The sequence below is a fragment of the Pontibacter beigongshangensis genome (genome assembly GCF_014332515.1).
GTDB classification, from domain to species: domain Bacteria; phylum Bacteroidota; class Bacteroidia; order Cytophagales; family Hymenobacteraceae; genus Pontibacter; species Pontibacter beigongshangensis.
In genome coordinates this window covers 349,572-368,520 of record NZ_VFSD01000001.1, presented here as the reverse complement: position 1 = coordinate 368,520, position 18,949 = coordinate 349,572, and the positions used below count along the sequence as shown (strand labels likewise).

General features: G+C 47.7%; 31 protein-coding genes. 27 read left to right on the top strand and 4 right to left on the bottom strand.

Annotation, left to right across the window (positions count from 1 at the left end; translation table 11 throughout):
• Position 1 precedes the first annotated feature (1 nt).
• Positions 2-196, bottom strand: coding sequence for a hypothetical protein (locus FJM74_RS01430; RefSeq protein WP_187260767.1), 195 nt, complete (start codon positions 194-196; stop codon positions 2-4).
• Between the two features lie 126 nt (positions 197-322).
• Between FJM74_RS01430 and FJM74_RS01425 the strand changes: the two genes are divergently transcribed.
• The 18 genes from FJM74_RS01425 to FJM74_RS01340 all read left to right on the top strand — a co-directional run bounded on the left by FJM74_RS01425 (position 323) and on the right by FJM74_RS01340 (position 12,266).
• The gene (locus FJM74_RS01425) at positions 323-553 is read left to right on the top strand and encodes a hypothetical protein (RefSeq protein ID WP_187260766.1); all 231 of its coding nucleotides are present in this window, start codon (positions 323-325) and stop codon (positions 551-553) included.
• The gene (locus FJM74_RS01420) at positions 550-891 is read left to right on the top strand and encodes a beta barrel domain-containing protein (protein ID WP_187260765.1); all 342 of its coding nucleotides are present in this window, start codon (positions 550-552) and stop codon (positions 889-891) included. Before FJM74_RS01425 ends, FJM74_RS01420 begins: the two co-directional genes overlap by 4 nt.
• Before the next feature lie 2 nt (positions 892-893).
• Positions 894-1,301 (top strand): hypothetical protein, encoded by a 408-nt coding sequence (locus tag FJM74_RS01415; RefSeq protein ID WP_187260764.1) that lies wholly within the window; start codon positions 894-896, stop codon positions 1,299-1,301.
• 118 nt (positions 1,302-1,419) lie between these two features.
• Positions 1,420-1,938 (top strand): dUTP diphosphatase, encoded by a 519-nt coding sequence (locus FJM74_RS01410; protein ID WP_187260763.1) that lies wholly within the window; start codon positions 1,420-1,422, stop codon positions 1,936-1,938.
• Between the two features lie 3 nt (positions 1,939-1,941).
• The gene (locus FJM74_RS01405; RefSeq protein ID WP_187260762.1) at positions 1,942-2,130 is read left to right on the top strand and encodes a hypothetical protein; all 189 of its coding nucleotides are present in this window, start codon (positions 1,942-1,944) and stop codon (positions 2,128-2,130) included.
• Between the two features lie 94 nt (positions 2,131-2,224).
• Positions 2,225-2,725: an HNH endonuclease gene (locus FJM74_RS01400; protein ID WP_187260761.1), complete on the top strand. Its 501-nt coding sequence runs from the start codon at positions 2,225-2,227 to the stop codon at positions 2,723-2,725.
• A 121-nt stretch (positions 2,726-2,846) separates the two neighbouring features.
• Positions 2,847-3,179, top strand: coding sequence for a hypothetical protein (locus FJM74_RS01395; RefSeq protein ID WP_187260760.1), 333 nt, complete (start codon positions 2,847-2,849; stop codon positions 3,177-3,179).
• A 68-nt stretch (positions 3,180-3,247) separates the two neighbouring features.
• A complete protein-coding gene (locus FJM74_RS01390) occupies positions 3,248-3,508 on the top strand; it encodes a hypothetical protein (protein WP_187260759.1) in 261 nt (86 codons plus the stop codon).
• A gap of 43 nt (positions 3,509-3,551) precedes the next feature.
• On the top strand, positions 3,552-3,923 hold the full coding sequence (locus FJM74_RS01385) for a hypothetical protein (RefSeq protein ID WP_187260758.1): 372 nt from the start codon (positions 3,552-3,554) through the stop codon (positions 3,921-3,923).
• 110 nt (positions 3,924-4,033) lie between these two features.
• Positions 4,034-4,390 (top strand): hypothetical protein, encoded by a 357-nt coding sequence (locus tag FJM74_RS01380; protein ID WP_187260757.1) that lies wholly within the window; start codon positions 4,034-4,036, stop codon positions 4,388-4,390.
• 24 nt (positions 4,391-4,414) lie between these two features.
• The gene (locus FJM74_RS01375; protein WP_187260756.1) at positions 4,415-4,597 is read left to right on the top strand and encodes a hypothetical protein; all 183 of its coding nucleotides are present in this window, start codon (positions 4,415-4,417) and stop codon (positions 4,595-4,597) included.
• A 514-nt stretch (positions 4,598-5,111) separates the two neighbouring features.
• On the top strand, positions 5,112-5,606 hold the full coding sequence (locus FJM74_RS01370) for a terminase small subunit (RefSeq protein ID WP_187260755.1): 495 nt from the start codon (positions 5,112-5,114) through the stop codon (positions 5,604-5,606).
• Positions 5,599-7,035 (top strand): PBSX family phage terminase large subunit, encoded by a 1,437-nt coding sequence (locus FJM74_RS01365; RefSeq protein ID WP_187260754.1) that lies wholly within the window; start codon positions 5,599-5,601, stop codon positions 7,033-7,035. Before FJM74_RS01370 ends, FJM74_RS01365 begins: the two co-directional genes overlap by 8 nt.
• Before the next feature lie 130 nt (positions 7,036-7,165).
• Complete coding sequence (locus FJM74_RS01360) at positions 7,166-9,031, top strand: hypothetical protein (protein WP_187260753.1); 1,866 nt, start codon at positions 7,166-7,168, stop codon at positions 9,029-9,031.
• Positions 9,028-10,494, top strand: a complete 1,467-nt coding sequence (locus tag FJM74_RS01355; RefSeq protein WP_187260752.1) for a DUF5977 domain-containing protein — start codon at positions 9,028-9,030, stop codon at positions 10,492-10,494. The genes FJM74_RS01360 and FJM74_RS01355 overlap by 4 nt, the downstream gene beginning before the upstream one ends.
• Before the next feature lie 36 nt (positions 10,495-10,530).
• The gene (locus FJM74_RS01350; protein ID WP_187260751.1) at positions 10,531-11,079 is read left to right on the top strand and encodes a hypothetical protein; all 549 of its coding nucleotides are present in this window, start codon (positions 10,531-10,533) and stop codon (positions 11,077-11,079) included.
• Positions 11,080-11,133: 54 nt separating this feature from the next.
• Positions 11,134-11,403, top strand: a complete 270-nt coding sequence (locus FJM74_RS01345; protein WP_187260750.1) for a hypothetical protein — start codon at positions 11,134-11,136, stop codon at positions 11,401-11,403.
• Positions 11,400-12,266, top strand: a complete 867-nt coding sequence (locus FJM74_RS01340) for a hypothetical protein (RefSeq protein WP_187260749.1) — start codon at positions 11,400-11,402, stop codon at positions 12,264-12,266. The genes FJM74_RS01345 and FJM74_RS01340 overlap by 4 nt, the downstream gene beginning before the upstream one ends.
• A gap of 185 nt (positions 12,267-12,451) precedes the next feature.
• Here the strand turns inward: FJM74_RS01340 and FJM74_RS01335 are convergent, their stop codons facing one another.
• The 3 genes from FJM74_RS01335 to FJM74_RS01325 form a co-directional block, all read right to left on the bottom strand.
• Positions 12,452-12,721, bottom strand: a complete 270-nt coding sequence (locus FJM74_RS01335; RefSeq protein WP_187260748.1) for a hypothetical protein — start codon at positions 12,719-12,721, stop codon at positions 12,452-12,454.
• A 240-nt stretch (positions 12,722-12,961) separates the two neighbouring features.
• Positions 12,962-13,156 (bottom strand): hypothetical protein, encoded by a 195-nt coding sequence (locus tag FJM74_RS01330; protein WP_187260747.1) that lies wholly within the window; start codon positions 13,154-13,156, stop codon positions 12,962-12,964.
• A 53-nt stretch (positions 13,157-13,209) separates the two neighbouring features.
• Positions 13,210-13,392, bottom strand: coding sequence for a hypothetical protein (locus FJM74_RS01325; protein ID WP_187260746.1), 183 nt, complete (start codon positions 13,390-13,392; stop codon positions 13,210-13,212).
• Positions 13,393-13,540: 148 nt separating this feature from the next.
• Between FJM74_RS01325 and FJM74_RS01320 the strand changes: the two genes are divergently transcribed.
• From FJM74_RS01320 to FJM74_RS01280, 9 genes are read left to right on the top strand one after another with little or no spacing between them, the layout of a single operon-like run.
• Positions 13,541-13,699, top strand: a complete 159-nt coding sequence (locus tag FJM74_RS01320) for a hypothetical protein (protein ID WP_187260745.1) — start codon at positions 13,541-13,543, stop codon at positions 13,697-13,699.
• On the top strand, positions 13,699-13,869 hold the full coding sequence (locus tag FJM74_RS01315; RefSeq protein WP_187260744.1) for a hypothetical protein: 171 nt from the start codon (positions 13,699-13,701) through the stop codon (positions 13,867-13,869). Before FJM74_RS01320 ends, FJM74_RS01315 begins: the two co-directional genes overlap by 1 nt.
• A gap of 21 nt (positions 13,870-13,890) precedes the next feature.
• Positions 13,891-14,748, top strand: a complete 858-nt coding sequence (locus FJM74_RS01310) for a hypothetical protein (protein ID WP_187260743.1) — start codon at positions 13,891-13,893, stop codon at positions 14,746-14,748.
• Positions 14,749-14,782: 34 nt separating this feature from the next.
• The gene (locus FJM74_RS01305; RefSeq protein ID WP_187260742.1) at positions 14,783-15,835 is read left to right on the top strand and encodes a hypothetical protein; all 1,053 of its coding nucleotides are present in this window, start codon (positions 14,783-14,785) and stop codon (positions 15,833-15,835) included.
• A 50-nt stretch (positions 15,836-15,885) separates the two neighbouring features.
• On the top strand, positions 15,886-16,833 hold the full coding sequence (locus FJM74_RS01300; protein WP_187260741.1) for a hypothetical protein: 948 nt from the start codon (positions 15,886-15,888) through the stop codon (positions 16,831-16,833).
• Positions 16,830-17,297 (top strand): hypothetical protein, encoded by a 468-nt coding sequence (locus tag FJM74_RS01295; RefSeq protein WP_187260740.1) that lies wholly within the window; start codon positions 16,830-16,832, stop codon positions 17,295-17,297. The genes FJM74_RS01300 and FJM74_RS01295 overlap by 4 nt, the downstream gene beginning before the upstream one ends.
• A complete protein-coding gene (locus FJM74_RS01290) occupies positions 17,294-17,863 on the top strand; it encodes a hypothetical protein (RefSeq protein ID WP_187260739.1) in 570 nt (189 codons plus the stop codon). The genes FJM74_RS01295 and FJM74_RS01290 overlap by 4 nt, the downstream gene beginning before the upstream one ends.
• Complete coding sequence (locus tag FJM74_RS01285) at positions 17,863-18,183, top strand: hypothetical protein (protein ID WP_187260738.1); 321 nt, start codon at positions 17,863-17,865, stop codon at positions 18,181-18,183. The genes FJM74_RS01290 and FJM74_RS01285 overlap by 1 nt, the downstream gene beginning before the upstream one ends.
• Entirely contained in the window at positions 18,168-18,674 is a 507-nt protein-coding gene (locus FJM74_RS01280; RefSeq protein ID WP_187260737.1) for a hypothetical protein, read from the top strand. The genes FJM74_RS01285 and FJM74_RS01280 overlap by 16 nt, the downstream gene beginning before the upstream one ends.
• Positions 18,675-18,949: the final 275 nt, after the last annotated feature.

Genomic DNA, 18,949 nt, shown 5'->3' with positions numbered 1-18,949 from the left:
ATTAGCCGACCGGATAGAATACTTTGATTCCATCGTGAAAGGTGCCTGCTCCTGTGGTGAGCCAGTACACGCGGTAGTAAACAGCAGTTGCACCTGTAGAACCAATGGCGTTAGATACCATTACCCTGAAAAGCTGGATGCTTGGGATATCTTCAGGTGCCGTAGTTGTGAAAGTGTAATAAGCGAAACCTTTCATTACATACAACCATGAAAGCCTGGACACTCACTTTCCAGATAAGGGACATGCTTGAAAGAGAGTGTCCCGACCTACACCCGGGCATAGCCCTGAAGATACATGAAGTAATAGAAAAGCACGAAACCCATGAAAGCAGCAGATTATCAGGCTTTACACAGGAAGCCCACCAGAGCAGCCCCACAGAGAAAGACCCAATCGGCAGCGGAGATGATGGATATCAGCCGCACCCCTGAAGAAAGGATCATAGACGGCCTTATCTGCAAAGTAGGCCAGATCGTCAACTATGACCGCCTGAAGATAGAAGTAAGGCTGGATGAACAAGATTACGAAGTGATAGTGATAAAAAAGAAACCATGATAGATGTTAAAGTAGGCCAAACGGTATCGGTCGTAACCTACAGTTATTTCAGCAATGGGCCAAAAGAGCCAAAGGAAACTACAGTTGAAAAAATAGGCAGTAAATATTTCTACCTGAAAGACTTCCCAGGTCATAAGTTTAGCCGCGAATCAGGCAAAAACATAAGCGATTATGGCTCCACCTTAGTTGTCTATACAGATATTCAGGTGTATCACGAAGAGCAAGAACGTAACATCCTATCTGACAAGTTCAGAAAAGCAGTTACCCAGTCTTACGGAAGATTGCCCTACACCCTGGAACAGTTAAGAAAAGTAGCAGAGATTTTAAACCTAGATTAACCATGAAATTCAAATACCCCTCAGACAAGCAGCTAGTAGAGTTCGAGACAGGATTACGCAACATCGTATTCAAGCAGACCCTTACCGAGCAGATCATAGAAGCCAACAAGATAGTAGTAGCCCTGCTCGACAAAATGACCCCCTATGTGGATATTCTGCAACTTCACACCGAGAGTATCAGGATACCGGAACAGATGCACCGTCAGGCATACCCGCAATGGGAAGAGATGCCGCAACAGTACCGCAACAAGATTCTACGGGCTAGGAAGAAAGCCGAGGAACTGGACAAAGAAGGATTAAACATGCTGGTGGAAGTGCTGAACAGCCAGGCACAGCAGATGGCAGATTGGGATGATAGACTATTTGCCAGATTAGAGGAATTACAGGAGAAGCTAGAAGAAGCAGCATAAGCCGTTTTAACGAACTCAAGCCCAAAAGCAGGCATTGATACCAAAAATATATTTGCGTTCATTCTAGGCGCAACAGAGACAGCAACAAAAGGATTTTAAAACCATAAGTTAAACACACATGAAAGTAAAAGTAAAAAAGCTCGTTGAAAGGGCCGTAATTCCGACTTATTCTAAACCAGGCGATGCCGGACTTGACCTGACAGCAGTGGACTACTCAGAAACAGACCGCTATCAGGAATACCATACAGGCTTATCCTTTGAGATTCCAGAAGGCTATGTAGGGTTACTGTTCCCGCGTAGCAGCATCACAAAGCACGATATGTTGCTTAAAAACAGCGTGGGTGTAATAGATTCCTCCTTTCGTGGGGAGGTTACACTAAGATTCCAGAGAGTAAGTTCAGGCATGAACCCCCTAAGGAAAGATTACGAGGTAGGCGACAGGATAGGCCAGTTAATCATTCTCCCTTACCCCAAGATAGAGTTTGAAGAGGTGCAGGAGCTATCAGCAAGCGAACGTGGCACCGGAGGCTTTGGCAGCACCAATATTCCTTTCTGCGAAGAAGCAGCCTTCAACCCTCTTAACCCTAATTCAGGAGATGCCCACAATAAAGAAACATGTGAACACTGTAAAAGATAGATTATGAGCCTAAAAGACCTACAACCCGGCCAGCAAGTAGACACCCCAGGAGGGGTAGCAGAGTTCATCCGCTACAAGCAAAACAAAAACAAGCAGAACTATCAGGTGAAGCTTAACATATCCGGTAAAGTCATGTGGTACACTGAAATACATCTGAGAGATGCTAAGAAAGCAGTTGTAAGGGATGATTGATTATGCTAAAGAATATCATTCCTGCCCCTTACATGACAGATACAGGCTAATAGACGCTACTGGCTGTCGTGATTAACAATTCAAATAAAATATTATGAAAGAAATAAAATTAACTAAGGGAGCTATAGCAATGGTTGATGACATTGACTTTGAAAGAGTATCAATGTTTAAATGGCAGCTATCGTCAAGCGGGTATGCAAGGCGTGGTATTAGCGTAAATAAAAGAACAATGAAATGTGAATACATGCATAGATTTATTATTGATGATATTCCCAAAGGAATGGAGATAGATCATATTGACAGGAATAAGCTAAATAACACTAGGCAAAATCTCCGAATTGTCGATCGTGGTTTAAATAATCAAAATAGAAAAGCATCAGGCGAATGTGAATATTTCGGAGTTTACATTAAAAAGAATAGGACAAAAAAATATGTCGCGCAAATCAGGGCTAATGGAAAAAGAGAAACATTAGGACATTATCTTACTGCTGAAGAAGCGGCATTCGCCTATAATAAGGCAGCAATCAGACTACTCGGGGAAGATGCCAGATTAAATATTATCAAGCCCGTTGAATTGCCCCTCTTTATATTTTAGAGCATGGAAGCTTAGAAGAGAAAATGAGATTAGGCAACTGGCAGCAGATACTGAACTTTATCCTGAAGTATGAGCCAGCCTATTTTAATAAACTTCAATTGAAATCAATAAATAAAGCAGCATGAAAAACCCTATTTACGACCTGTTAGCCGCTAAGTACAAATTAACGCCAGTACAGAAGCAAGAGCTTGAAAAAGACACGGAACGCCTCATAAATGGCGCACATGAAGCCTGGAAGCAGCAGGGTGATAATGATATTCAGGTAGAGGTAATTGCAAACCAAAGGCTGACAGATGGAGCCAACGTAAGGTATTTCAGAATAGAAATGACCATTGCCCCCTCCGTAGATTCGGTAGCGTTGGAAGTGTTCGATGAATTAAGCCTGAATGAGTACTTAGATACCATGAGTGCTTCAGATGAAGAGTTAGATGGGTATTTGCCTTTAAAAGGGTAGCAGATCAACAGAGAGTTTGCAGAGAAAATGACCAAAGACGAATTGTATCAAAAGTTAAAGAAAGCATCATGAAAATATCAGGCGCAGTAATTCAAAACAGGAACATTAAAACTCATTCGAGCAAAGGGTTTGACGCTACTTACAAAGGCAAGCATATTTTCATCACGACAGATCACGGTTTTGGGAAACCAAAAGACAAGTATCTTAAGCGTTTTTTAATAGATGTTATTGATATTGAAACAGGGATGAAAGATGTGGACGCCTACGAAGATTTTTACGAAATAGAGGACGCTATAGAATCTGCTCTTAAAGGGGCACGCCTTATTTAATGACCAAAGACGAAGTATTTAATCAACTTAAACAAGCATCATAATGGAAAGAGAAATAAGATTTAGGGTAAGCACCAAAAACGGAACAGTAGGATATGAAAAGCTAGAGAACAGTTCATGGCAAATGTATCTCAAATCTGAGAACAAGTGGCGATTAGGGACTATCATACCTATTGTAGGCGAGGTTTTATATCGTGAGCAGATAACACCTTATACAGACATAAAAGGCTTAGATGTTTATGAGAATGATATTATTTCCTTTGATGGCATGAAGTTTCAAGTAGTGTTTGAAGGTGGAGAATGGACAGGGAAGGCGTACGAAGAAAACGATGTTACAGGCGACTTGCACCACTACTCCTTTAACCAGTGCGAGATAATTGGTAGAGCCTCTAAAGATAGAATAGCCCCGCAATAGAGATGCGCAGGATTTAGCCCGAAGGGCCGAAGCGAAGCGTAGTCCGTAGCAGCTCGGGCCTTTAGGCATTGCCCAACTTTAATTTATTCACTTAAAAACAGTATTATTTTATGCAAACCACCCTTTGTAAAACAGACAGAGAAGAAATAAAGAAGTGTCTTGAGGCTTTAGAGAATAAAGAATATTGGAGGAATGATGGTAAAACAGATTTGCCTCTAGTGTTCGACTTAGCTTTTATAGCATTGAAAAAGATAGCCAGCCAGGAAGTACACCCATCAGGAGATCATACCCTATTAAGCAACCTCACTAACTACTCTTGGGAAAGACTTCTTTCAATGAGAGATGCCGCGCATGACAGGTTCTTCTTGCTGGACGATTCAGTAAAAAGAGATGAATTAGAGGCTGTTTACAAGCTTTTAGAGGCTGAAATAGAGCGTAGATTATTAGCCATAGGAAAAGAGAAATAGAACCCTCTAAAGAAGATTAAACCCATGAAAGAGCAAATAGAACAGCTAATAGAAGATTACAAAAGAAGGTTAGCCACAGTAGAAAACATGAGCATATCATTAAGCTTACAAGGTGCTACCAATACAGATCAGTGGCAAAAATTAGGAACTAAAGCCTCTTGCTATAGAACCTTTATTACTGAACTTGAAAGATTGGCTAAAGATTAGCATCTTATCAAAAACCGAGCCCTGTAAAACGGTTCATCGCTCGGATGCTGAATAGTGATACAGCTACTGCACCAAAAAGTCATTGCAATAACAACAGATGTCTTTAGGAGTATTCTTATTTGTACCAAAATATTGCTATATTGCGTAAGTGAATTTAACGTCGTTAGCTCAACTGGAAGAGCAGACCGCTATGCCCTAAGCTATAATCAGTGTATGGGAAGAGTAGGTGTAGGATGGAGTTCGAATCTTCGCGGCGTTTCAACAAGTTTATCCATTTCTTGTTATTTTAGGAGTTAGATCAGCAGGGTATTAACGTACTCTGCTGATATTCCCCGTTACAGGAGATGGGAAGGATATGCAGTAGTGCTTGCTACCAAAAGAATTAGCCACGATGCGAAAATGGAGGTGTTGCAAAGCAAGTTAAATGGTAAATTGCTCTACATTCAGCTATTGTAATTGTATTATCCCGTAAAACGTCACGGCGCAAGACAAATATCATATAACATTTTTAAGAATGGCAAGCAAGAAGGAAGCAAAGCCAGACGCAGGAGAACAAAAGCTTACTGATAAGCAGGAAATGTTCGTTAGAGAGTATCTGATTGATTTGAACGCTACTCAGGCTGCATCGAGGGCAGGGTATAAAGGGAACAACCTGGATAAAGTTGGTTCTGAATTACTTGGTAAAACTAGAGTTGCCGCGCGTATAGCCGAGTTAAAAGACAAACGGGCAGACAAGCTAGAGATAGATGCGGAATGGGTACTGAGAAGGCTTAAATCCATTTCAGACAGATGTATGCAAGCAGAACCCGTTATGACGTTTTCCCCTGCTGATAAGGCAATGGTGCATAAAGAAGATGATGAGGGGAATAAGCTGTATCAGTTTGATTCCAACGGAGCCAACAAAGCCACGGAGATGATCGGCAAGCATATCGGCTTCTTTGAGAAAGACAACGATCAGAAGAAAGCCGATGTTATCCTGACGATAGGCGGCAAAGCAGTTAATGGGTAAGATAATACTAGATGTTCAGCCAGACGCAGTAAACGAACGGTTTCTGCCTTACCTGACCGCTAGGACTCGGTTTGAACTGTATTGGGGTGGCCGGGATAGTTCCAAATCCGACTTTGTGGCCCTGAAGTTCCTGTTAAAGTGCATGACGCAGAAGTACTTTAAATGCGTCTTGGTTAGAAAGGTATTCGACACGATCAAAGATAGCCAGGTAGCCACTATCCGCAAGGTGGCAGAGCGCGAAGGCTTAGACAAATACTTTTTCTTTGGTTCCTCACCTCTAGAAATCCGCTGCCTGCTCAACGGCAATAAGTTCATCTGCCGGGGCATGGATAACCCCGATAAGCTTAAATCCATTTCAGACCCTACAGACGCATGGTATGAGGAGGCCAACCAAATAGAAGAGCAAGACTTTAACGTGCTGTCTACGTCCCTCAGAACCTCCTACGAGGTGCCTATTCAGGAGGTGTTCACCTTCAACCCTGACCATGAGGGAGATTACAAGAAGTTCTGGATTTATAAGAAGTTCTTTGCCAGCACAGGCAATGAAAACGGTCTTTCCTTCTCAGGTAAGACCACCAGCAGGGTGTATGTCAACAAGCAAGGGCAATTAGAGGAACGGGAGATCACTGTTCCTTTTTCTGTTATGCACTCCACCTATGCCGATAACCGATGGTGCCCCCCGGAAAGAGCCGCGCAGTATGAGAGCTATAAACACACTGACCCGTATCTTTACAAGGTTTGGGCGTTGGGCTTATGGGCGGCAAAACTGACAGGAGCCGAGTTCTACACCTCTTTCAAGCGAGAGAAGCACGTCGGACCTTTCCCGTACCTGCCAGAGCATCAGATTATCCACCTGACCTATGACTTCAACAGTCTGCCCTACATGACGCAGATCGGCATACAGGCCATCCGGGATGAGGCAACCCGCAAGACACAGATCAGAATCTTTAAGGAATGGTGCCTACGCCCACCGAATAACACCGCTGCCGCTGTCACACAGGCGTTCAGGCGAGAGTTTGAGAAGAAAGGAATATCTGTGTACTATTATGGCGATGCGTCCGGTAAAAGCCGCATTCCGGGCAAAGGAGATGAACGGGCGTTTGATGATATCGAAGCCGGTTTGTTTCAGGGTGGATTCCTGCACAACAGTTCCGACAGAGTAGCCAAACGGAATACCAATGTGCTGAAACGGAGGGACTTTATTAATGCCCTATTGGAGGGTAACAAATGGCCGGATATTCAGATTTGTATCGACGAAAGCTGTACAGAGACTATTCAGGACTTTGAATCCGTGAAGATGGATATGTATGGCAAAGTGAAAGAACGCGTCACAGACAAGGTATTAGGCGTGTCTTATGAGCGTCTGGGGCATTGCACAGACAGCACCGACTACTTCTTTACCGAATTTTTTGATTATTTGCTGACTTAACCCTATATTTTTATAACCGTAAAGGAATATTACATATCTTTATGGTATCCGGCAGCACTGTTGCCAATTCCCTTCCTAATCTGGAGCTTGCCAGCGTTTAAAGGCGTTAACGTTTGACGTTATGTGACGCATGATAACACCAGAGCAAGCCCTTTCCATTCTTCAGGACACCATCAAGTACAAGCGCAGGCATCGCGACTATGAGCGCGTGACCACCCTGGCCGACCTGTACCATAAGCTCATTTCCGGGGAGGGGATAGAATCGCTCCTGCAGCAGTTCAGCCGCCGCGAGTCCGACGAGGAGTTCCAGCAGCGAAAGGCCCTGACCGTACAGATCACCGAACCCTTAGCCGAGTCCATCAAAAGCCCGTTCTACCGGCCCGGCCGACTGGACAACATCAAACGCGCCCTGTATTACGAGCAGGACAACGGCACCAAGCGGGAGGAGCTGGAGGAGGTACTGGCTAAGTTCTGGGGCAATGAGCATTTAGAGAAGTATCTGGGCACCCGGTTCGTAGACCTTAACTTTTCCGACCCGAACGCTTTCGTATTAGTGGACTTTGAGGAGTTCGACTACAGGAGCGAGAAGGCCCAACCGTACCCCTATGAGATATCCAGCCATGAGGCGATCAACTACGAATACCGAAACAACACGCTAAGCTGGCTCATCTGCCACACCACCAAAGAAGTACAAAACCCCGACACCGGAAGGAATAGAAAGCAAGAGCGGTACTACATGTACACGCCTGACTTCGTGCTGACCGCAACACAGGTCGTAGATACGTCCGACACCGTGGCCTACTACTACGATGCGCTGGAGGAAGGGCTAAAGCCGGTGAAGGATTTCAACGTATGGGGCGACAACTTTGCAGGCTGGTTCAAGAACGGCTCAGATAACAAGTTCGATCGTTTTACCCTGGAGGTCTACCAACACAATGCCGGCAGGGTGCAGGCCACCCGCGTAGGCTACAAGCTCGACAACCAGACGCAGGGGAGGACGTTCCTAAGCCCGATGCACGCGGCCCTGCCGTACTTTATGAAGCTCATTAAGAGCGTGTCAGAGCTGGACTTGTCGGTGTCGCTGCATGTGTTCCCGCAAAAGTCTACCTTTGCCGAGTTGTGCCCAGGAGTTTCAGAAACACAGGTTTGTAAGGGAGGCAAAGACCCATTCGGCAAAACCTGCCAGAAGTGTAACGGCTCTGGCATTCAGTACCACAAGTCCTCACAGGACATGATGGTTTACCCGCTGCCTGCCAAAACACCTGCTAATGAAGTAATTCCCCTTTCAGAGCGCCAGCACTACCATGAGCTACCCATTCACATTGTACAGTGGTTGGATAACTACGTGGACAAACTGAGCCTGAAGGCCATCAAAGCGGTTTATAACAGCGATATCATTGAGCGGCCACAGTTCGGCACCACGGCCACGGAGGTAAACGAGAACAAAGAGGAGATGCACAATACGTTCTTTCCTTTTGCCGAACGATATTCCACGGTGTACCGCTCCCTGACCTGGCTATGTGCGAAGTTCACCGACCTGGCCGACGGCTTAGAGATTGTCTTTGAGTTTCCATCTGATTACAAGCTGAAATCAGAACGGCAGATGCTGGAGGACTTGAAGGCCGCGAAGGATTCCGGAGCCAGTGCCTTTCTGGTGCAGGAGATCGAGAACGACATAGCCAAAAAGAGATTCGCAGACGATGAAACCGCCTATAAAAAGTACCTGACCAAGACCCGCTTCACGCCCTTTATCGGCAAATCTGAATCCTACATAGCGGCCCTGTTCATGTCCAACGATGTTCGGATGGAAGATAAGGTGCTGTACAACTATGTGGATACCATCTTTGACGACCTGGAGATGGAGGTGCCGGGCTTTTTTGACCTTTCCTATGATCGGCAGTCCGTCATCGTCATGGAGCGGGTGCGCCAGATTATCAGCGAGCTGCCAAAGGCGGCGACACCGACACTTACGTTCACTGAAAACGCAGACGCATGAATCTAATGGCTTTCCCTTTCTTCGATAGCTTACAGGAGATGCAACGCGCCTGCCAGCACGGGAGGCTTCTGCTTTCCCCTGTGACGCGGTTCCTGCCTTTCCAGATCGTGAAAGCGCATGACGGGCAGCCAATCGACTGTATCAACGTGTTTCGGGAAGATGGCACCCTGTACCGCACCATCATGGGCAACGAGATCGACTACGACTATCACCAGACCGCGCAGCACGACTTCATTACCTATTACGGGGCGACCTTAGCGCAGCCTCTGGCCTGTGGCAACTACTACCTGGAGATACAGGGGAGGTATTCGGCCCTTTTCTCTGCCCTGAACAGCGTGAGCGACCTGCTGAAAGTGGAATACCGCAACGAAGCGAACCTGACCGACAGCACCGGCAAGCCTTTAGCGATCTATCAAACCGGCTTCCTGCAACGACTGCACCTGGAGGCCGAGATACTGAACCCCACCTATCCTTACACGGAGGACGGCAACGAGAATGAGTACAAGGAGTTTCTGGCCTCTTTCAAGCGTGTCACCAAGCAGAGCGAGTTCAACACACTGGACATACCGCCCTACTTAGCAGATGCGCTGGGTGCCCTTCCCATGCATTCCCAGGTACAGATCGGGGAGCAGCAGGAAGTAAAGGAGATCGAGGTTAGCCCGGAATGGTTGCCGCTGGGAATTGCGGCCACGGTTAACGTCAAGTTCTCGGAGGCAAACCCCATCATTGCGATGGGATGCGCGGAAACTTTACCACTGGAGGAATACAACTTAGCCAACTACACACCGAGAGGCTTTGTATGCGGCAAGCCGGACAACCTGGCAAGCTGGCAGAACACCGGCGTTACCTCCTGCGAGAAGGCCGGGGGCCAGAATACCGGCTTTGTACTGGTACAGCAGCGCGACATGAACCCGGCCAGCCCTACTTACAACAACACGCGAACGGTACGAGGAATACAGGATTTGACTGCCTGCCCGGTGCCGGTAACTTACTACAACGTGGAGCAGAGCGAGTACGTGCAGCGCAACAACTGTGGCAACGGCTTCACAGGAACGGAAGTGTTAGTGAAAGTGGCGGCAGGCCAGTACACCAGCACCACCAGCCAGTTGGATGCCAACAACAAAGCCCTGGCCCACCTGAACAGCATCAAGCAGGCAGAGGCCAACAGCCGTGGCACCTGTATACAGAACCCTATTTACGACTACGCTATCAGCGTGTCACAGGGCTACAGCACCCCAAGCCAGGCCTGTTACCATACGGGCGACCTGGTGCCAGCCTATAGCCTCAACGGGGCCTTTGAAGTGGGCGTGACGCTGTATTACGACAACTTAGGAAACAGTACGCTGGGAGCCTTCAACTACAGCCTCGGAGACGGTCGCAGGATGTCCGTCGGAGCAGGGGGCGTGGTGCAGAGCATCGGCGTTTGCCAGGGATCGGGGCCGATAAACCCCGACCTGGGATAGATTTTAACATGTTAAACCTTTAATTAACTTTCAACTATGGCACTAATAGTATGCCCAACCGATTGCGCTACAGGCGGAGTTCCTGACGTAGCGTTTAATTTATGCTCACCGCTCTTCAAGTATGGTGAGATATCCGCCCTGCTTCTGGCCCAGGTAGGCCAGCCGCTGGCAACCGGCGATTCTGCCGAGATCACAGCGCGCCTAGCCGCGACGGATGAAACCAAGATAGCCATTGTGCATGGTTACGGTGACCTTCCGGCCGCTGCCGGGGAGCCTACCAGACTCAGCAGCAAGTACACCATCACGTCGCCGAAGGAAAGAACCCTGAACTTCAACGTGGCCGATTTGAACGACACGAACTATGAGTTCCTGCGCAAGATCGACAAATGCGGGGGCCGTTACCTGATGTGGTACATCACGGCAGGCGGCGACATGTACGGCGGGGAAGTATTCAACGCTGGCAACGAGGTAACCCTGACGGCCAACAACATAATCCCGGCTGCAAGCTCAGAGGTGCAGACCGGCACGCTGGTGGCGAACTGGACTGGCCCGATGTCAGAGCGTAAAGCTTCCGTTCTTGTGTAATTTATCGTTATATTAGGGGCTGCAAATGGGTAGTCTCTAATATAACTTTTTACGATGGTGCATCTTCTGGACACGATACGGGTACTGGTGAGTGAGGAAACGGGCGTGCAATACACCCGCCGCCTTGCCATGCCCTACGCCCAGATGAACGGGCCGTTTGAAGATGTGTCGGATGAGTTCGACAGGTACGACTTCGTGACCTCCTTTCAGGATGAGTTCGGAGAGCCTTACTATGTCCTGGAGCCGATGCAGAAGGTTTTAGACGGTTGGCTCGTGTACCTGGAGAGCCAAAGCAGCCATAACATTAAATTCAGTGCCTCGTGACCTCCAAAGAACGGATAAAAGCCATAGAGAAGAAACAAGCCGCCCTTGCCGCTAAGATCAAGCAGGCGCAGGAGGCTCTGTATCGGCTATTATTGGAATCCATCGACCGGATAGAGAAAGACCCCGCCTATGTGGAGCAGGTCTTTAAGAAATACCAGGAGAGCGCAGGCATGAAGCTGGTTACCACCATTGCCACAGATGTAGCGGCTATTTCGGGCTACAACTACGCCTATTTCCTATCCTTCAAAGATGAACTGAACCTTTCCGGCAAAGACTTCACCAAGATAAAAGGCACGGTGGATACCTTCATTCAGGAGCGCATAGGCTTAAAGGGCAATAAGGTCATAGCTGATTCCTTTTTAGACACGCTCTTAACCGATGCCACCGTAAAGCAGAAGGTAAAGCAGCAGGCGTACACCAACCTCTTAGCAGGGGAGGGAGCCACTACCTTTCGAAAGAACATCAAAAGCCTGGTACTAGGGGAAGGGGAGAAACTAGGGGCATTAGAGGCCCACTACAACACGTTCGTCTATGACACCTATAACCAAGTGGATAGTGCCCTGCAAGAGCAGTACAGCGAGGAACTGGAGCTGACCGCCTTTGTGTATGAGGGTGGATTGATTAGCACTAGCCGGGAGTTCTGTAAGAAGAAAAATGGGCGCGTTTTTCTAAAGGAAGAGGCCCTGAAGGAATGGCCGAAAGACCCTGACTTGCCTAAAGGGGGTTCTGCTTACAGACCTTTGATTGACAGAGGGAAATTTAATTGCAGGCATAGCATAAATTACCTGAGTTCAAGAAGGGCTATGAGGCTACGGGAGGATTTAGAGATAGTGAGCGGGAAGCTACAGGTTAAGAGTTCTTAATCTTTGTATTGTTAACAGCCTCTGTAAATTGCTGCATTGCTTCTAGAGTCTGTTTGCTGGCTTTAGCTAGTCCGAGAGAGCTTATCCTTATGTTAGTGGAAAGTTCCTCAAAGTCAAAACCTGCCTTTAATGGTCTTTGCTGTTTCATCTTATCTGCAATTATAGGGGTTGTTTCAATTCCTGGCCTAAACAAGCTTCATTTTCTCCATTTCTTTAATGGCGGCATAATGATTGAATGCCTTATGTCCCACTTCAAATTGCACAAACTTGTCTTCTCCTATAAAAACCGACAGATAGCTTGATTTGGGCGATAGCATTACAAAATCTTCATCTTTATCGTAAAGCCTGTATACGCCTGATTGATGAAGCATTTCAGTATTATCGAAGTTTATTGAATGCTGCACCCTTTCCGGGAATGCAACCTTTGCTATCTGTATTAACTGCTCCTTTGTCATAATTTAATTTCTGATTTTGTGCAATTATAGGGGTTGTTTCTCTATTGCCTTCTGAAAATCTTTACCTACAGCCTCCCAATCAGCTTTTATAGCTTCATAGTCAGATCTTCCATCTTTTAGTTTAGGCAATCTGGATGGAGTAGGCCAGAGGTTAAAGATAGTACCTGCTCCCTGAAAGAAATATTTCAACGACTTCGTCATCTTCTTCTTTTTAGAATGTTAATAGCCCTTACAGAGCCCTTACAGAGCCTTAAAAACTTCCATAACTTGCATTGGGCTTAATTTGTCTCTCATGCAAATCTCCAAAAACTCTATTGTCTTATCAAAAGACCTTATGTGTTTGTATACATGCTGTACCTCATTCAAAGGATAAGGGTATCTTGCTGCAATAGCTGCTGTAATGTCCTGCTCTAGTCCTGTGAGTTCTCTGCCCATTTTACGCTTTTTAGGTGTTGTGATAACACAGTGTACACTTAGCTTTAACCAAGTTAGGAGGCTTGTTTCATGTGTTCCTCTATGATCTTCTTTTCCTGCTTGATTCTTTCTATCTCCTTCTCAATCGCAAGATTGTAAAACTTTTGCTTCTTTAACCTGCCTGCCTCTGCTTCAGCCATAATAAAGTTATAACTGCCTTCATCCAGGTACAGGGAATCCTTAACTGTTTTCGCCATAGTTTTGTAGGGTTGAATTTATGACAATATACGGAATTAGCACCGTAATAACCGTAAAAACGGCTAAAAAGATGTAATTTTCTGTGAATTCAGAACATAGGCTGTATTTAATATGTAACTTTCAATACGATACAAATCATTTCACATCATGGCAAAGCAATTTAAAGCAACCCACACATCTGGGAGGCGGCGCACCTACAATAATCTAACGTGGGGCTTTCTTTCTGAAAGTGAGCGCAAAAATTGGACTGTAGAGAAAGAGGCCAAAGAGCCTGCCGAAGTCAAAACCAAAAAGGAGGATAAATAATGGCAACTACCTACAAGATCACAGCAAAAAACGGCTATCAGGAAGATGGGCTTACAATAGAGCAAGTCAACAGCCTGAAAAAGAATAATCCTCATATCACGGTTGAGGAAAGCAAATCCAACATCAAAACCGCCAAAGCACCGGAAGAGGTGAAGGAAGGCAAAAAGTAAACCAAAAGAACTGGATTCCTCATGGAAGAAAAATTACTGGCGTTCGTGTCAAAGGCACTGAACATGAATGAAGATGAGATTAAAGAGATTCTGGAAGATGAATCTAATGGAGGTTTGGAAGCTCTGACGAAAAAGTATTCCGACCATGTGAAGAGTGTTAAAGACACCGGCTACAAAGCAGGGGAGCGCAAGGTTAACACCGCATGGGAGAATAAGATAAAGGCAGATTTTAACATCCAATCCGAAACAAAGGGCATAGAGCTTATTGATGAAGTTCAAGAGGTCATCGAATCCAAAGCCACCGAGCAGAAGCCAGCCAAAGATATCACAGTGGAGGCCATTAAAAAGCACCCTGAGTTTATCAAGATGGAGACTGCCGCACAGGAGGCCGAGAGGAGAGCCGAGGAGAAATATCAGAAGATACTAGCCGAAAAAGAGGAGGCATACGCCCAGAAGGAGTTGTTCAACGAGGTAAAAAGCATCGGCCTGCAGCAGTTTGAAAGCCTGAAACCGATCCTTTCCAGTGACCCGAACAGAGCCGCCGCACAAAAGCAAATCCTGATTAGGGAGCTTGAAAACTACAAGTTCCAGAAAGAAGGCAATGAGTTTATTGTGCTAAAGCCGGATGGTGACAGACTGGAAAACGAAACGGGGCACCGGGTAAAGTTCGAGGACGTGGTGAAGAACATCACGACACAGTACTTTGACCTGCAGACCGCCGAACCACGCGCCTCAACTGGCAGAAAACCAGACGAGCAGACAACAACACCCTCTATAGCTGTGCCGAAAAACCGCGAAGAGTACATTAAATACCTGGATTCAGACGCACCAGCATCTGAGAAAGAACAGGTTAAGCAACTGTACTATGCGCAATCTTAAATCGGATTGTAAACAGTTAAAACACTAAACCAACATGGCAACAGCAGCCTTTGACGACGTAAAATTAAGAGAAGTACGCACCACAATGGAAAACATGTGGGGCGATGCCCAGATGCGTAAGAACTTCACCGCCAAAGCGGACACCCTTAACGCAATCATTCAGAAACAGACCGCCAACGGGCAGGCCCTGAACGGCCAACGCGATAAAGACGTGGACGTGCGCGTGACCTGGTTAACCCTGGGAGATGAAACGGTGCAGACCTTTGACCCGATAGCCACCGGCCCTGCCGTGTGTTCTATTGATGGCCCGGAACTGCAGGCCGGAGCGCAGGACTACCGACTGACCATCGGTACTGAAAAGACCTTCAAGATCGAGGAAACCGGCTCTGCATGGGGCGAAGGTTTGCGCGATGTGGACGTAAGCTTTCAGCAACTGGTGGCCCAGGGGTTATTAGAAACCCGCAAAGCCCTGGTAGAAGATGCCAACAGCCGCATTATTGCGAAGCTGGACACCTTTGCAGGCGTGAACAAGTACTTAGGCGGCTATACCGCAGCCGATGGGGATACCACTATCCCTGCTGCTGACTATTCAGCCAGAACCCTGCTGCCTTACCTGGCACGGGTGCAGATGATGAACCGCTACGTTGACCCGTACATCTTGGATGGTGGCCTGCTGTGGGATGATATGTTTATCTCTGCCGTGGGTGCCACTGGTGCCGACCAGGTGAGATTGCAGTCATTGTTCGGTCAGTTCGATATTACCGAGGACATGTGGGGCTTCGCAAAGGCCGGTGTGGATGACCGCGCTTTCCTGGTAGACCGCAACGCGGTGGGCTTCTTCTCTAAGAACCACTACACCCGCGCCGTGCGTGAGTTGGGTGTGAACGGGCTGTACAACTACTCTATGCCGCTTCCTGAGCTTGGCAACCGGGTAGAGGCCGACGTAGTGTACCAGTTCAAGTGTATTGACGATAAGTACTACCATGTGTACAAGCTTATCCTTCGCTACGACCTGCTGCAGAACCCGATCATAGGCGACGCAGACCTGACAGGCGTGTTGGCCTTCCGTAAAGGAGCCGCAGTATAATAATCAGGCAGGCTGCATTCGTGTAGCCTGCCTTTCTTAAACCCTTCCACATGCAAGCAATCACCGCCATAGGCATTACCCAAAAGCCGAACCTGCTTTGTACAGGGGTCAATATCTCCGATTCCGACAGCGGGCTGTACCTCGACCAGCTACCGGGACTTGGAGCCGATTACTTTGCCTCTGATGGGGAGTACGGTTCCTGCAATGAGCCTAAAAGCTACCTCAACCGCATGGTGCTGGCACGAGCCGAAGCCTTAGACCTGGTAGAAGAGGCCATTATCCGGGGGCTGAAAGGCGAACACAAACTACAGACCTTCCCGCATAACTGGTACATCGGGCAACGTTCCGGCGTTGGCCTGGCAACTGCCTCCCAACTCAACATCAAGACCGGCAGATTCCTCGATGCTTACCTGCATATCTCCAAGATAGGCGTGGTGGCCTCTGGCACCGGCTCTGCCATCGTGACCCTGAACGGTAATAGCTACGTCATAGAAATAGACAAAAGCGGCTATACGGGCGTAGAGGTGGCTTTAAAGCTTCCCTTAGACGGCAGCGAATACACCTTTGAGGTAGAGACCACCGGCACGGTCAAGCTGCAGAACAACTCCATCGGTTGCGGTTGCGGGGCCAAAGACACGGCCCTGTACGGTTACATGCGGTTCAATGCCTCCTATGCGGCCGGTATCAGTTTGGATGCCACCATTGGCTGCGATGTGGAAACCACCCTATCCCGCTTACACACCACCGACAAGAACGTGCAGAAGGTCATGGCGCGAATGCTCTACTATAGGGCAGGCGTGGTACTCTGTGACTTCATCTTTGGGGAGGTGCAGCCACAGGAACATGATACTAATCTGGAATACGTGGCCGCGAAACGAGCGGAACTGCTGCAGGAGTTCGAAAGCCGCCTGCAGTGGTTGCTGGAAACGGGAATCAACGTGGAGAACTCTGCCTGCTTTTCGTGTTCAGGGCCGCGTGTAGTGAGTATTGGGAGATGAACCTGTTAGAATTTACACGAGGGCTTCAGAGAGCCGCTGACGAGCTTAAAACCGAAGGGGCTAAGATCGTTCGCCGTACCGCAATGGATTCGATAGCGGTCGTGGAACGGCGGGTAAAGGAGCAGGGCATAGAAGGAGCCACTTATAAGAGCAAAGGCAAGGTGCCTTACTTCTCAGGAGGCAGGAAAACCGGAGCCTTCAAGGACTACGCCACACATGGCAAGGTTGATCTGACCCTAAGCAATCGGATGTGGAACGGGATAGCGGTATTAGGCACCACCACTTTGAGAGAAGGCGTGTTTCAGGCGCAGGTAGGCGGCACCGATCAGGAGGTAGACGACAAGATCATTGGCAATATGCGGCGTTTCGGGGACTTTTTGCAGCCCAACGACACCGAGCAGGCCGAACTGCTGGAAGATTCCAGGGCAGACGTTTTAGACATCATTAAAAAGCACATTACGTGATACAGCTACTTTGTGAGGAACTGGCCCAGGAGATACGCAAGGCAAACATTGTCTGGCTGGCCGGGGGGCTTGCCTCTGCCTGGAAGTACAACGACAGCAAGAAACACACGAAGGCGGTCTATTGGGACTATGCCAGAAAGGAGCATGTGAACCTCGTGCCCGATGCCGAACGCCATGCGATGGTCTACTTCGAGGAACGGGGAGCCACGCAGCTACAGGAGCCACGGTTAGGCCAGAAATACAAAGCTGATTTAGTCCTGATAGGGTGGGTTAACACCAGATTCGGGGTTGTTACCCCTTACCTGATTGAACAGCTACAGAAGGTCTTTAAAAGCCCGATCAATACCACAACTTTTAGCCAAGTGATGGTGCGGTTTACGGAGCTGCTGCCGGAAGGAGAGCAGCTCTTTAGCCGTTACGACTACGACGCAGGGGTGAAGAAGTACCTGCAAAAGCCTTACGATGCTTTCGGGCTTAGAATGTCGGTGAGCTTTACCGTGTGTGTGCCTGCTGACTACCAGACACCGCGACAGTTTGACGACAGCTTTAACAATAGCTTCACCTGATGGAGTACGCAGCCTTTTGCATCACACTGGTAGCCGTGGTCTACAGCCTGGTACTGACAGAGCCGGGAATGCTCTTGGGGGGCCTGTACCAACGCCTTCAGAACTGGACATTAACTAAATATAATCAATACCCGGAGCAGGTCTTTTGGCTGAAACCGCTTATCTCTTGCGCTTTGTGCGTGGCCGGGCAGTGGTGCTTCTGGGGCTACCTAATCATTTATCACAGAAGCTACAACGTGTTTGAGCATCTGTATTTTACGGCTTTGGGCATCTTCCTGGCCGCTCTATTGAGAAAACTTTACCTATGGACAAAGATATAATGCAGGGAACCGAATTAGTAGAACTGCCACTCGATACCAAACGCTTTCAGGCAAACGGCACCTGGTACAATGTGACTGATAAGATAAGTACCGGACGTATGGCAGCCTATCAGAAATTGACAGCTACCTATGGTTTCGGGCTGAATACGCAGGGCTTTCACCAGATGCTCACGCAGCTATGGGCACACCTTCAAAAAATGGAGTTCGGTGCCTGTTCGGTGCTGGTGTACAATGCCATTGAGGGACTGACCAAGATAAGCGATAATCAGGTACAAGCCTTTGAGGTTTGCACCCTGTTCATTAATGCCGACGGTGAAAACCCGCGCGTGTATGATGAGGCAGCGGCCAAAAAGAAGATCAGTGACTGGCAGGAGGCCGGGATTGTGGCTGATTTTTTTTTGATGCAGGCAGCCGCTTCAGCAGTGGGCTACAGGGACGTTTACGAAAAACTTTCCCGCACCATTTTGGAAACCGGAAGGGTGCTGAACTAGGTGACCTAAAGTACATCCACCATGTACGCAAGGATATTGACGATTATTGGGCTAAACTCCTGTGGAGCGTGTCGGAAGGCAATGCCGATGATTTCCAGAGCCTCAAAGAAATGGAGATAGAAGAGTTTTACCGCGTCCTGGACATTTGGACAGAGCAGAAAAAGCAACAGATAGAACGCCTGAAATGATAGCAGCACTGATACTTACAAACCTCCTGACATTAGCCGGCTGTGTTTTTCTCCTCCTGAAGTACAGGAAGGCCAGAAGCTACGGGC